This is a genomic window from Chryseobacterium nepalense (genome assembly GCF_023195755.1).
GTDB lineage: Bacteria > Bacteroidota > Bacteroidia > Flavobacteriales > Weeksellaceae > Chryseobacterium > Chryseobacterium nepalense.
Window position 1 is genome coordinate 1027047 of sequence record NZ_CP096203.1, and the last position, 14699, is coordinate 1041745.

General features: G+C 38.7%; 9 protein-coding genes. 3 read left to right on the plus strand and 6 right to left on the minus strand.

What is annotated here, in order from left to right; translation table 11 throughout:
* Window positions 1–28: 28 nt before the first annotated feature.
* Window positions 29–2116 (plus strand): PAS domain-containing sensor histidine kinase, encoded by a 2088-nt coding sequence (locus M0D58_RS04390; protein ID WP_248393782.1) that lies wholly within the window; start codon window positions 29–31, stop codon window positions 2114–2116.
* A gap of 73 nt (window positions 2117–2189) precedes the next feature.
* On the opposite strand, the gene M0D58_RS04395 is transcribed toward M0D58_RS04390, so the two are convergent.
* The gene (locus M0D58_RS04395) at window positions 2190–5546 is read right to left on the minus strand and encodes a response regulator (protein ID WP_248393783.1); all 3357 of its coding nucleotides are present in this window, start codon (window positions 5544–5546) and stop codon (window positions 2190–2192) included.
* A gap of 312 nt (window positions 5547–5858) precedes the next feature.
* Complete coding sequence (locus M0D58_RS04400) at window positions 5859–6650, minus strand: glycosyltransferase family 32 protein (RefSeq protein ID WP_248393784.1); 792 nt, start codon at window positions 6648–6650, stop codon at window positions 5859–5861.
* 194 nt (window positions 6651–6844) lie between these two features.
* Here M0D58_RS04400 and M0D58_RS04405 point away from each other — a divergent pair, with 194 nt between their 5' ends.
* Together M0D58_RS04405 and M0D58_RS18105 are read left to right on the plus strand one after the other, a co-directional pair.
* The gene (locus tag M0D58_RS04405) at window positions 6845–8176 is read left to right on the plus strand and encodes an alpha-amylase family glycosyl hydrolase (RefSeq protein ID WP_248393785.1); all 1332 of its coding nucleotides are present in this window, start codon (window positions 6845–6847) and stop codon (window positions 8174–8176) included.
* A gap of 82 nt (window positions 8177–8258) precedes the next feature.
* Entirely contained in the window at window positions 8259–8390 is a 132-nt protein-coding gene (locus tag M0D58_RS18105; RefSeq protein ID WP_262484279.1) for a hypothetical protein, read from the plus strand.
* A 125-nt stretch (window positions 8391–8515) separates the two neighbouring features.
* Here M0D58_RS18105 and M0D58_RS04410 read toward each other — a convergent pair whose 3' ends face one another.
* The 4 genes from M0D58_RS04410 to M0D58_RS04425 form a co-directional block, all read right to left on the minus strand.
* Entirely contained in the window at window positions 8516–10753 is a 2238-nt protein-coding gene (locus tag M0D58_RS04410) for a xanthine dehydrogenase family protein molybdopterin-binding subunit (RefSeq protein ID WP_248393786.1), read from the minus strand.
* Window positions 10754–10780: 27 nt separating this feature from the next.
* On the minus strand, window positions 10781–11800 hold the full coding sequence (locus M0D58_RS04415) for an FAD binding domain-containing protein (protein ID WP_248393787.1): 1020 nt from the start codon (window positions 11798–11800) through the stop codon (window positions 10781–10783).
* On the minus strand, window positions 11793–12275 hold the full coding sequence (locus tag M0D58_RS04420) for a (2Fe-2S)-binding protein (protein ID WP_248393788.1): 483 nt from the start codon (window positions 12273–12275) through the stop codon (window positions 11793–11795). The genes M0D58_RS04415 and M0D58_RS04420 overlap by 8 nt, the downstream gene beginning before the upstream one ends.
* Window positions 12276–12466: 191 nt before the next feature.
* Window positions 12467–14695 (minus strand): xanthine dehydrogenase family protein molybdopterin-binding subunit, encoded by a 2229-nt coding sequence (locus M0D58_RS04425; RefSeq protein WP_248393789.1) that lies wholly within the window; start codon window positions 14693–14695, stop codon window positions 12467–12469.
* Between the last annotated feature and the right edge of the window lie 4 nt (window positions 14696–14699).

The following is a 14699-nucleotide window of genomic DNA, read 5'->3' on the forward strand; positions in this document are numbered from 1 at the left end:
AAATATTTCCCCTTATTATAAATATCATTTGCAAAACTATAATCCATTAACGACAAAACATGTCGTTTCTTATATTAACATGATGAGAAAAGGAACAAAAGTTGCAGTTGTAATAGACTTACTTTTACCTATCTTTGTTATATTTATGACTCCTGAACATTCAACAGATAATATTTTCAGTCCTGATTTAATCATACAGGCACTGGCCTCCTCTCCTGCACCAACTGCCATATATTCAGGTGAAAATATGATCATCCGCTTTGCAAATGAAGGCATGCTGGCTTTATGGGGAAAAGATTCGTCTGCAATCGGTAAACCCTTAATGGAGGCGATTCCGGAGTTGGAGGGACAGCCCTTTTTGGGATTATTACAGCAAGTCTGGCGTTCCGGTAAAACCTACTCTATATCGGAGGCTCCTGCAAAACTGATCAAAAACGGACAGGAAATGCTCGATTATTTTGATTATGAATACAAAGCACTTACTGATCAAAACAATAAAACATGGTGCATACTTAATACAGCACTTAATGTAACTTCGCGCCGTGAATTTTTACAGCAGATACGAGAGAAAGAAGAAAGAGAACATGCACTCAATGAGGAAATGGCTGCTACCCTTGAAGAGCTGACTTCCACTAATGAAGAACTCAGTGATTCTATAAAACAACTTGCACACAGCAGGGAGTACATACGAACGATTATTGAACAGGCTCCTGTTGGAATTGCAATGCTGAAGGGACCAGACCACATCATTGAAATTGCCAATCCTGCCATCCTTAGCATTTGGGGCCGCAAGGAGTCGGAACTTGTTGGCTTTCCCCATGAGAAAGCCCGCCCCGAACTACAGGGACAACCCGTTAACAAATGGCTCAGAGAAGTTTACAATAGTGGAAAACCTAAGATAAATAATGAATTTACAGTCAGATTACGGCACAATGATGGCTTAAGAGAAGCTATTGTCAATTCCATATATCAGCCTATATTTTCTGAAGGAACTATTTCCGGAGTTCTTATCATTCTCGAAGAAATTACTCAGCAGGTTTTAGAGCGCCGCAAAAGTCAGAATGATCAGCAAATGCTTGCTCTTGCCATTGACGCCGGAGCACTTGCCACTTTCTATTATCAACCCGCAACCAACCTCTTTTCCGGAAATTCCTTACTTAATAATTGGTTTGGATTGTCATCAGAAGAAAATTTAGACTTATCTATTGCATTACAGGTCATTCTGCCTGAAGATAGAAACAGGGTTATTAATGCTATCACCAATGCTCTCAGTAAAGAATCTGACGGCCATTATTTTATTGAGTACCGAATACAAAATAACACCGATAAAAAAATAAGGCTGCTACAGGCGAACGGAAGAGTTTTTTATGACTCACAGGACAATCCTTTAAGCCTTAACGGTACGCTTAGAGATATTACGGAACAGAAGAAAGAAGAACAGCGAAAAGATGATTTTATGGGAATGGTGAGCCATGAACTTAAAACACCACTCACCTCATTGAAAGCTTACCTTCAGCTGTTGCAAAGAACGAAAGCAAACGAGGAAAATTCCAGACATCAAATTATGCTGGAAAAATCTGTAAAGCAAGTGGATTATATGAACAATATGATCAATGGTTTTCTTAATGTATCAAGACTCGATTCCGGACAAATGCACATTGAAAAAACAGTCTTCGATTTTCAGTCATTATTCGCAGAAATTGAACATGAGATTCTTTCCACCAACCATAGCCGCAGCTTTATTTTCAGAGCTTCCGGTCAAACATTAATCAATGCAGACCGCGACAAAATATCGCAGGTTATCCATAACCTTATCGGAAACGCTATAAAATACTCACCTGTCAATACATCGGTCATTATTGAATATGCAGCCATCGGCCAAAATAGCTTACAAGTTACTGTTACCGATCACGGAATCGGAATCTCCGAAGAAGATCAGCAACGAATTTTTGAACGTTATTACCGTGTAAAAGACATTAATAGCAGAACGACATCGGGATTTGGTATAGGGCTTTACCTTTGTAAAGAAATTATTGATCTTCATAACGGTACAATAGAGGTCCAGAGTTCAAAGATGGAAGGTACCACATTTGCATTCGTTTTACCGATTGAGTGACAAAACCTTCCAGCTAAGTATCTGTCTGTAAATATATACCGGAATTCCTACAAAGAAAAATTCCGGTAAAATTCTATTTCATTAAATCTTTAACAATATCTAATCCTATTTTTATGTCCTGATGTATTTCATTGCTCATGGTATAAAAATCCATTCCATCTTCTCCCATCTTCTCCCATTTCAGAGCACACTCAGAAAGCTTGAAAAGCCCGGCACTGCCTGCAGTTCCTTTAAGTTTGTGAAGGATCATTCTGGTTTCTGCAATATCTTTTTCCTGGGCTGCCTTTTCTATATTTTTTTCCGCATGAGAAAGTTCCTGGATCAGCAAATTGAGAAAAACTTCTTTGAAATCTTCATCATCTCCAATCTGCTCATTTAGCATATTGAGATTAATATACTGTTCCGTATTCATTTCTGACTGATTTTGATCATCAACAACAAGAGCATCCGTGTTATTATTCCCGTTAACACCGATATATTTTGTAAGCATTTCCTGAAGATCTGCCTGTCTGAGAGGCTTGGGAAGAAAGTCAGTCATTCCGGCTTCCAGGCATTTTTCTTTTTCACCCAGTACATTTCCTGCGGTAACGCCAATAATCGGCACACCGGTGTAATCCGGAAGCATGCGGATCTGTTTCGTGGCTTCAATACCGTTCATTACCGGCATCTGGACATCCATAAGAATAATGGAGAATTGTTTTTTCTGACACAATTCCAAGGCTTCCAGCCCGTTTACGGCTTCCGTAAGATGTGCATCAGGAGTAATGGATTTCATTATTCTGTTATTCAGTACCATGTTCACTGGATTATCATCTACCAGAAGAACTTCAAGTTCTGATACAAATGAATAGGAATTTTTCTCATCCTGATGTTCAATAATAATTTCTAATGTATTATTCCGGGCCACCTTTCGCAGCGTTTTGTATAAATCATCAGATTTAATAGGTTTCACCAGCAAAAAGGCATTTTCCTTTTCCCTGATTGACGTAATTACTTCTAATTCTTCCGAAGAAGAGGAAAGTATTATAATAGGAAGACTATCCTTTCTCTGTTGGAAAAGCTCCCTGATTTTATCAATAGTTTCCAGTCCGGACATGAGTGGCATATGGTAATCCATGAGAATCACATCGAACTTTTCACCTTTCATGAGGATTTCCAGCGCTTCCATTCCGTTGGCAGCCAGCGTAGTCTCAATATTTTTATAACCAAGCATATGATCAAGAATAATCCTGTTGCTTTCGTTATCATCTACCACCAATGCTCTTTTTATCGTCATATCTTCCTCTTCCCTGGATTCGGAGATTTCATAAGGCATTTTTATATCAAAGAAAAATACAGAACCTCTATCTGGCGCACTGATCAGCGACAAATGACTTCCCATATATTTCAGAATATTGTTTGAAATGGTAAGTCCAAGCCCCGTTCCGCCATATCGTTTGCTGATCGAACTGTTTTCCTGGGTAAATGCATTAAAAATATATTTCTGCTTTTCAACCGGAATACCAATTCCCGTATCCCTTACAGAAAACCGCAGTGAAATATTTTTATCATCCATGCGGAGCTTCTCCACTTTCAGCTCAATCTCTCCTTTTTCCGTAAACTTAACGGCGTTTCCAAGCAAATTGATCAGAATCTGTTTTAATCTGGATTCATCGATCAGAAGCGTTTTCGGTAGTCCCGGCTCGATATTCAGGAGAAGTTCGATATTTTTTTTCTGCGACTGATAAAGGATCACATTGATGACCTGGCTCACCATGTCATACACATCGCTTTTCTCAATCAACAGCTCCAATTTTCCGGATTCTATCTTGGAAAAATCTAAAATATCATTGATAATGTTGAGCAGGTTTTCCCCCGATTCATTAATGTAATTAAGATATTGGGTCTGAATTTCATTCAGCGGTGTTCTGAGAAGAAGATCGGAAAATCCGATCACCCCGTTGAGTGGCGTACGGATCTCGTGGCTCATATTGGCAAGAAATTCAGATTTCGCCTTACTGGCCATATCGGCCACTTCCTTCGCATTTCTCAGTTCCTCATTAATCAATATTGCATTTGTTATATTTTGTACCGAAATAATGATACCCCCCACTTCATCTTCAGTAAGATACCAAGGTCCCACCTTCAGATCATAATGCTGAATTTCATCTTTACCTGGTATTTTAAGGGCAAAATCTCCATTAGTATATGTTTTACCCAATAAAGCATTTTGGTATATTTCTTTTCTTTCCTCCGGAACATCCTGTGATATGGCAAACAAGCTGTTTCCGATAAGATCCACATCATTCATATTGAATTCCTCTCTCCATTCGGTGCTCACGGAAACATAATTAAGGTCCTTATCAAACATGGCCAAAGGAATCGGAACATCCGTCACAAACGACTGCATCATCGCTTCTTTTCTGGTCACTTCCAGAAACATTTTTTTGAATGCATCAATATCCTGGATGATCCCGAAAACCCTGCTGCAGACCTCACCCTCAAATTCCGGGAGCCCTTGTACCCTTACCCAGATCGTAACTCCGTCATTGCGAACAAGCTGTAATTCTTCATCAAAAGGAACTCCTTCAGTCATAGCTCTGTTAAAGAGGAATTTCATTCTGTCCAGGCTATCATCTTTGAAGAAGCTGACCGCATTTTCAAAATCAGGCTGAAAATCATTTCCGACTTTATGAATTTCTTTTGTACTCTGGGACCAGAAAACAGTTCCTGTTTTCATATTGACTTCCCAGCCTCCTACCTGGGCAACGGAGCTTGTCTGCTCAAGAATTTCTTTTGTGTAAGAAAGATCATTTTCTAATTTATCCCTACGGATAAGGTCGGCTTTTAGCTGTATATAAAAGAATATTGTTACCGCAATGGCTGCAACAGCAGAAAAAATAATAAACAAAACAGTGGATTGAGAAGAGCTGTTCAGATCATTATCCTTTACAGCAAGCTGCATTTCTTCATATTTTACAAATTCCCCAACCAGCGTACGGCATTGGTCCATAGCTGTCTTGTTCTGAACGAGTTCTTTTGGGGTCATTATTATTCCGTTTTTGCGTCTTTCAATGAACAATGCATTTGCTTTCATCATTATATCTGAAGTGCGCATCAGCTCATTCAGAAGCTTAAGCTGGTGTTTATCTCTAATATTTAAATCGTTTATAGTAGAAATAAGCACAGCATATTGTTTCATCCCTTTATCCAGAGGCTCAAGAAAATTTTTCTGCCCTGTAAGCTGATATCCACGGATACCTGTTTCCGTATTTAAAAGAGAATTTAAAACATCTTTAACTAAACTTATTGACTCTTTACTTTTCAATAAACTTTCCCTGTTTTCCATTTGCTTTTGTATGCTAATAAAAGATGCAACAGAGCCTGCAATCAGCAGTAATAAGGAAAGTGCTACTCCAATCCGGAGATTTCTTATGATTTTTTTCGGCATTAAAAATTCTTTATGGTAAAGTAAAAAAAATAAATTCTTATATAACTAATTTAATTTAACAATTTATCATAATATACGCCAAAATAATAAGCATATATTAAAGAATCAGAGAATTAATATTTTTGAAAATCAATTGATAATTGTTCAGAACACCTACAGAAAAAACTCATCATTATTTTTAAAAATTAATTCTCCAGTTTGATTATCAGATACATCTAAAAATCCGAAGAAATTCTCCGGATTTTCATAGCCTCTTCATTTATGTAATAAGAAAATCGACTGACTCCTCTCACATAATCATTAAAATTTGTTTTACTCTTTATTACTAAAAGCATTTTTTTTAACATAAGCCGCTATATGTTCTATAGGAATCAGGTCAAGTAGATCATCTACGTTAATTATTTTGTGCTCATCCAGAATACTTTTTACGGCTTTGGATGCTCCCGGATATGTGGTAATCCGTTCCAAAAGACCGTATACATTAACCATTTTTTTATGGGTATTTTCTGAATCACCACCAAACCAGGAACCATTGAAATGATGGCTTACATAATTTTTAGGCAGATCTTGTGAAAAATAAATCGATGGATATAAGGTCACATCATGTTTTAGCTTCTGAACGGTGTCACTATAGCGATCCGCACCATACTTTTTTTCAAGCATTTCTGAGAAAATATCAGTATTTATACGTTCTTCAAAACCTTCTTGTTTATTGTAATAGTCTACAAAATCTTTAGATAACTGATGTTTTGGTTCGGCCATCCAGAAAGCAGAATACGGTACTCCTTTAACCTCAAAACCGCATACTGCTTTTTCATTCAAAAATTCATCCAAAGGCAGCTTCAGTTCCATGTCGGTATCCATATACACCCCACCATGTTCGTACATCACTTTAGATCTTACATAATCTGAAACAAAAGCCCATTTTTTTTTGGCAAATGCTTCCTTCACATAATTATTATCATCCAGAGGGGCATTACTTTCATTCCACTCGATAATTTCATAATCCGGGTGAATTTTTTTCCAGGTAGCGATGCAATGTTCGGCCAGCTCGTCTTTAGGATGCCCTCCAAACCAGCAGTAGTGTATTTTCTTTGGTATCATAACTTAATATTTTAGAATTGGTTTGATTTAACCATACAAACATTAAACCTTTATCGAAAGCAAAAGCAATAAAAATATGCTTTTACATCAGTTTCTTGCAGATACCCTATTTATTTTTTTGCTAAATCTACTGATTTTATGCCTGATAGGTATGATATTCGATACAGCATTGATTGATTATTAATAATATTCTTATGAAACATATTTCAGATCGCCGGTACCAGCCCAGATCCTATGTTGAAATTTCCACGTCGGAATGGGTGAAAAATGCAACACTTTATGAACTCAATATAAGACAGTTTTCTGAAGAAGGTAATTTTAAAGCGATAGAAGAACAACTACCAAGGCTTAAAAAGCTGGGGATTGATATCATCTGGCTGATGCCGATACACCCCATCGGGGAACTTCATCGTAAAGGAAGCTTAGGAAGCTACTATTCTGTTAAAAATTATTTTGAGGTTAATCCTGAATTCGGAACTGAAGAAGATTTCAAAAGCCTGGTAAAGAAGATCCATGATGAAGGGATGTTTGTGATTCTGGATTGGGTAGCCAATCATACAAGCTGGGACAACACCCTGGTTGCAGAGCATCCAGAATGGTACACAAGGTCGAGAAAAAATACTTTTCAGTCTACAAGATGGCGTGACTATGACGATATCATTGAATTAGATTACAGCCATCCTGAGCTGCGCCGGTATATGACTGACGCTTTGAAATACTGGATCAGCGAATTTGATATTGACGGCTATCGTTGTGACATTGCGAGTTTCGTGCCCCTTGATTTCTGGGAAAATGTAAGATCAGAGCTGGACACCTTAAAACCTGTTTTTATGCTGGCTGAAGGTGAAGACCGGGATTTGCACAGGAAAGCATTTGATGCCACTTATAACTGGACTTTATGGAATATCCTGCATCAGATTGCTCTTAATCATTACAGTGTTAAAACGTTAACTGAGGCCTATCTTGCAGAGCATGTATCCGTATTTCCCAAGGAGGCTTTAAGAATGAACTTTATTGATAATCACGATAAAAATTCCTGGGAGGGGACACCTTCCGGTAATTTTGGAGATGCTTTACAGGCAGCCACCGTCTTTACTTTTATGATGGATGGTATTCCTTTGGTTTACAATGGTCAGGAAGCCGGACTTGACCGTTCACTGGAATTTTTTGAAAAAGATCCCATCAATTGGCAAACGCATGACAATGCACAACTTTATGCTACGATTTTTGATCTGAAGCACCGCAATCAGGCATTGTGGAATGGCCGTTTTGGAGGTGAAATCGTAAGAATTATGAATGATAAGATGGACCAGATCATTTCATTTGTCAGAGAGAAAAACGGCCATAAAGTACTTACATTTATTAATCTGAGCAAAGATCATGTACTCGCACAGTTTGATACATCTTTTGATAAAGGATCCTATGAAAATCTTTTCTCAGGAAAAGAACAGATTGTAGATGATACCCTGATTATTGATTTGGAGCCATGGGATTATGTTGTACTGCACCATACTCCATCAAATTGAAGTAAAAATTTCAATACAAATTGCATTTGGCACTAATTATGAATGATTTATATTATTACATTAACCTTTAAATTTAATTGTTATGGGAATTAAACCAGGACCGAAAAAAGTTGCAGAATCAACGGATAAGTTAGATCAGCGCCAAAGAGATAACAAGGAAACTCCAAAGAATAAAAAAGAACTTAAACCTCATCACCACAAAAAAGGTGACTAAAAGTATTCTTAAATTAAATTCTAAAATATCCCGGCATAAGCCGGGATATTTTTGTACTAAATTTAGTTGAGATCTGCATTCAACAAGCTTCCTTATTTGCCGTTTAGCAATAGTCTTGGTGTTAATTACATCAACTTGTCAAAATGAATAGGAAGGTCATATATTCTTTTTCCTGTTGCATGGAAGATAGCATTTGTAATAGCAGGAGGCATTCCTACTCCACCGATTTCTCCCACTCCTTTTACTCCCAGGTCATTCACAAATGAATCATTTTCTTCTACAAAGATCACTTCCAGGTCATGAATATCTGCATGTACAGGAATATGATATTCCCCAAGATTGGCGTTCATATATCTTCCGAATTGATGATCGAGTATGGTTTCTTCGTGCAATGCCTTGCTGATTCCCCAAATCATCCCTCCCAAAACCTGACTTTCCGCTGTTTTAGGATTGATAATTTTACCGGCTGCAACCGCTGTGACGGCTCTTTTCACTTCAATAACGCCAAGTTCTTCATCCACTTCTACTTCAACGAAAACTGCACTGTGGACAGCTCTTGCTTTTTTTCCGTAAGTTAATGGATTGGGCATCGCAGAATTAGTCGTTCGAATAGCTTTACCCTCGTTTGCTTTTAAAATTTCTTTAATATCAATCTGTATTTCAGGCTGATCTTTTACCGAGATAATACCGTTTTTAAAAATAACATCTTTAAACTTGATATTTTTTAATACTGATCCGTTTAATTCTTTAGCTTTTTTAAAAAGTTTTTTATTTAAAGCCTGACAGGCATTCTGTACGGCAGGTCCCACTGTTGCAGTAGTAAACGATCCACCTTGGATAGGCGCAAAAGGCATTTTACTGTCGGCATATGAAAATGTAATATTTTCAACCGGAAGACCAAGTTCATCGGCTGCAATCTGGGTCATGATCGTTTTCGTACCGGTTCCGATATCGGTAACGGCACTTTTTATTTCAACTTTTCCATCAGCAGTCATGATTGCTTCCGCGCGTCCCAAAATACGGTTGGCATCCCAGATTCCGGTAGCCATTCCGTAACCGACGAGCTTATTTCCACGCTTCATACTTCGGGGTTCAGGATTTCTTTCCTTCCATCCGAATTTTTCCGCACCTTCCAGATAACATTTTCTGAGTTCCTTACTGGAATATTCCTTATCGCTGCTTTTATCAATTTCCGAATAATTGATAAGCCTTAATTCCAGCGGATCTATATTTAACTGGTAAGCAATTTCGTCCATTGTTACTTCGATAGCGTGCATTCCGGTACTTCCGCCGGGAGCCCTCATGTCAAGCGGACTGTAAACATCTAGTGGAACAATCTCATGTTCCAGCAATGTATTTTCTGCGGGATACAGCATATTGGCCCAGTTAACAACAATTTCCACATAATCTTCAAACCTCGACGTTTCTCCGATTGCTTTGTGATAAATCGCATTCACTTTACCTTCTTTATCAGCCCCAAATTTTGTATGCTGCAACGTTGGAGGCCGGTGTCCTATCATGTACATCTGCGAACGATCCAAGGTTACACGAACATTCCGTTTTAAAGCCAATGATGCCATTACTGCCATAAAAAGCTGCTGTTGCGGACGAAGACCAGAACCAAAACCACCACCAACAAACGGTGAAATCACCTGAACGTTCTTCATCTTCAGCCCGAAAACATTGGCAACATACATTTGGGAATTGATGGTTCCCTGGGTTTTATCGTAGATGGTGAGTTTATCTTTTCCTTCGTAAATTACGGTAGAAGCATACATTTCCATAGGATTGTGATGCTCGGTGCCATGACTGAAATGACTGTCCGTTTTTACAAATGAATTTTTATATTCTTTTTCAAAATCACCGGTAGGTTTTGGCGGAGGAGGTTTCAGCAGCGATGCCAACCCTTTCTTAGGATCTCTTGCTTTATCCAAATTCGTTTTAAGATCTGTTTCAAATTTTTCTTCTTCATAGACGACTTTTATTTTTGCTGCAGCAAAACGTGCTAACTCAAAAGTTTCTGCTACGACCAAAGCGATTGGCTGACCATTGTATTTAATCTCATTATCTTTAAGCGGTTTAAAAACAATTCCCGGAGGAGCATCCATATCGGCATACTGAAAATCAAACCAGGCCGTCGAAGGTCTGTTATCGTGAGTAAAAACCTCAACAACGCCTTTCATTTTTGTTATTTCTGATGTATCAATGGCTTTAATTTTACCTTTCGTGATCGTGCTGTTTACGATATATCCATATAATAAATCGGGAGCATCATATTCCGCGGCATACTTTGCTTTTCCTGTCACTTTCAGATGACCTTCCAGACGACTTATTGGTTGTCCGACAGACGGTGTATTTTCCATAAAATTTTAATTAGCATTAATAGTAAATTATAAAGAAGGTTTTGCTCCAGGTCTCTGAGAGGTCGGATCGATTGCCATCATACAGTTTCTCACGATCGCTTTTTTAGCCAGATTAATTTTAAAGCTGTTATGTTCAAAACCTACCGCTCCCTGTAAAATAATATCTGCAGCGGCAGCAAAACTTTCAGCATTTGCCACTTTGTCCTTTAAAAATTCTTCAGCTTCTTGTACACGCCACGGTTTGTGTGAAACGCCGCCCAACGCAATTCTCGCTTCTTTAATCATTCCATTTTCAAGTTCCAGACCTGTCGCAACAGAAACCAGTGCAAATGCATAAGAACTTCGGTCCCTTAATTTCAGATAGGAATAATTCTTTGAAAATCCTTTCTCTGGCAGTTCAATTCCTGTGATGACTTCCCCTTTTTTCAGATTATTGTCTATGTTTGGAGTATCTCCCGGAAGTCTGTGAAAATCTGAAAATTGTAATTTCCGGTCTCCATCTGGTCCCGATATATGAACAACTGCATCCAAAGCAGCAAGCGCAACACACATATCCGAAGGAAAAACAGCAATACAGTTTTCACTGTGGCCTAAAATAGCATGAATACGGTTGTATCCTTTAATTGCAGAACATCCGGATCCGGGAGTTCTTTTATTGCAGGGAGTATTTATATCGTAAAAATAATAACATCTGGTGCGCTGTAATAAATTTCCACCGTTGGTCGCCATATTTCTGATCTGCGCCGAAGCTCCTGCCAGAATTGCTTTTGAAAGCAACGGATATTTTTCTTCAATAAGTGGATGGTAGGCTGTATCCGCATTGGTCATTAAAGCGCCGATAAGAATTCCACCTTTATCAAGTTCAACAATATCACCTATTCCCTCAATTTTATTAATATCAACTAAAGTTTCTGCCTCAGTAACAAAATATTTCATCAGATCGATAATATTGGTACCTCCGGCAATGATTTTGTTGTCTTCGTTTACATTGGTCAGTGAAACTGCCTCATCAACACTGTACGCTTTTGTATAGGAAAAATTATTCATAAGCACCTTGTTTTACTGATAATACAGCGTTAATAATTCCTCTGTTGGCACCACATCTGCAAAGATTTCCACTCATCAGATCCTGAATTTCTTCGCGGGTATTCGCTTTGTTTTCATTTAATAATCCGATGGCACTGCAGATCTGTCCCGGAGTACAGTATCCACACTGAAAAGCATCATGATCAATGAAAGCCTGTTGTACAGGATGTAGATTCTCACCATCTGAAATGCCCTCTATCGTTGTAATTTCAGCATCAGCCTTCATCACACATAGACTCAGACAGCTTAGAACTCTTTTACCATCAATTAAAACGGTACACGCTCCACACTGTCCGTGGTCGCAGCCTTTTTTTGTTCCGGTAAAATGCAGATTCTCTCTGAGAGCATCAAGAAGTGATACCCAGGGAAGTACATCCAGATGATGTTCCTCTCCATTTACTTTTAGTGTAATAGATTGTTTTCCGGTATTTGCCATATCTCTGTAATTTGGTTACCGGTATTGATACAAAAAAGAAACCGTTATCCATGAAAATGTCTTATCTAAGGCAGATTAACTATTGGAAATGTTTAAATGTATTCAATCTAAATAAGAATAATGATTAAAAAAATATTCTGTAACCTTCAGATACAGAATATTTATATGATTGTAAAATTTGAAATGATAATTTATCTGCGTGATAATGCCATAAGTATTTTATCTGGGGTAATGGGCAAATCTCTCATCCGTACACCGATAGCATTATAAATAGCATTGGCTATTGCGGGTGCCGTACCAATAATTCCCACTTCTCCGAGACCTTTGGCGCCGGAAGGATTGATATTCGGATCTGGTTTATGAATAAAATCAACCTCGATAATGGGTGCATCAGCATTTACAGCAAAATGATATCCTGCCAGATCATTACCGATTAATGTTCCCAATTTTGCATCGATCTGGTTTTCTTCCATCAAAGCCATTCCGATACCACCAACCGCAGCTCCTGACATCTGATTTGCCGCAGCCTGACTGTTGATGATTTTTCCGCCATCTGCTACGACTGCCAGTTTTTCTATTTTCACTTTTCCGGTTCGCTTATTGACGCGGACTTTGCAAAAATGTGCCGCAGATGAACAGAAAGCAAATTTTTCACGCTCACTTCCCGGTTTTGATGCTACTTCAAGACGTATTTCAGTCAGATTATTCTTTTCAAATAATTCGTCATACGAAACAGAAACTTTAGAATTATTTTTTAAACTGATGCCTGTATCCGAAAGAATAATATTTTCAATAGCCACCCCTTTAAAGCTTTGATTAACTGACGATGCATATTCTGCCAGCTTTTGTTTTAATTGATTGCTCGCGTCGTAAACCGCTCCGCTTACAGAAGACAGCCCTGTACTTCCGCCCTGGCTTGGTGCGGGAGGAAGTGCTGAATTTCCAAGCTCTATACTGATTTTATCTTTTGAAATCCCGGTAATTTCGTGTGCGATATTCTGCATTCCGGTTCCCGTACCGGTTCCGATGTCGGTCATTGCCGTCTGGACAGTGATGGCGCCATTTTTGTGCATGATAATAGCTGCTTTTGCTTCTCTTCTTCCCGCATTCCACATTCCGACAGCCATTCCGTAGCCAATATACCAATCTCCATCACTAACAGTGGCGGGAGTTGATTTTCTGGCCTTCCATCCGATCATTTCAGCGCCTTTTTTTAAACCTTCATCGAGAAAATGGGTAGACCACGGTAGATTGGAATCAGGGTGTTTTTCCAGTGAGATATTTTTTAACCGCAGCTCTACAGGATCCATTTTAAGCTTGTAAGATAATTCATCTATGGCAGATTCTAAAGCAAATACCCCGGTACAGTCACCCGGGCCGCGCATCCACGTTGGAGTACTTAAATTTAAAGGAACACTTGCAGCTTCTGTCTTTAGATTGGGAAATTTATAAATTAACCTCGTCACACGGGTAATACCATCATTAAAGTTTTCATATACTGAAGTTTCGTTCTTCGCCTGATGTAAAATTCCTAAAAGGTTTCCCGACTGATCTGATCCTACCTTAATTCTTTGCCAGGAAGCCGGTCTGTATCCTGTCGCTGCAAACATCTGCGGACGGGTGAGCATGAGCTTTACAGGACGCCCGACCTGTTTGGCAGCCATCACTGAAGCTAAAACGTGGGGCCAGACTCTTAATCCGGAACCGAAACCACCGCCTACAAATTCACTGAATACTTCTATATTTTTTTCAGGAAGTTCAAATAATTTGGCAAAGGTTTTCTGAACATTGTTTACCCCCTGGTTTTTATCATAAAGACGTAAGCTGTCATTTCCTGTCCAGTGGGCAATCGTAGCGTGCATTTCCATAGGATTGTGCACATCTGCTTTAATATTGTATTGCTCATCTACCATGAACGGTAAATTTTGCCAGCTGTCAACGCTTCCTCTTTCTTTTCCTTCTGCTTTTAAAGCAACGGATTCTTTCTCAGAATCAAAATCCACCGCAAAACGGTCTTTCTGATATTGAGCTTCTACCAATGATGCTGCGAAAGTCGCGTCTTCCAACGTTTCGGCGATAACCATTGCAATAGGCTGACCTTTGAAAAATATTTTATCCGTATGAAAAATTGGTAAGCCAAATTTTGCTTCTTTGATTTTTTCTTCACTTGCCAACCCCGGCACCGAAGGTTTATGCAGATGGGTAATGATATCAATAACACCTTCCACTTCTTTGGCTTTATCAACCAATATCGATTGTATTTTACCGGAAGGCACCGTACTGTTTACCAGAACAGCATAACACACGTTTTTTACCTCATATTCGGCAGCATATTTACCGATTCCGGTCACTTTTTCTACCCCTTCAACGCGTCCTTCTGGTCTTTTAGACTTGATTTTCAATAATTCGAGTAATCCCATAATT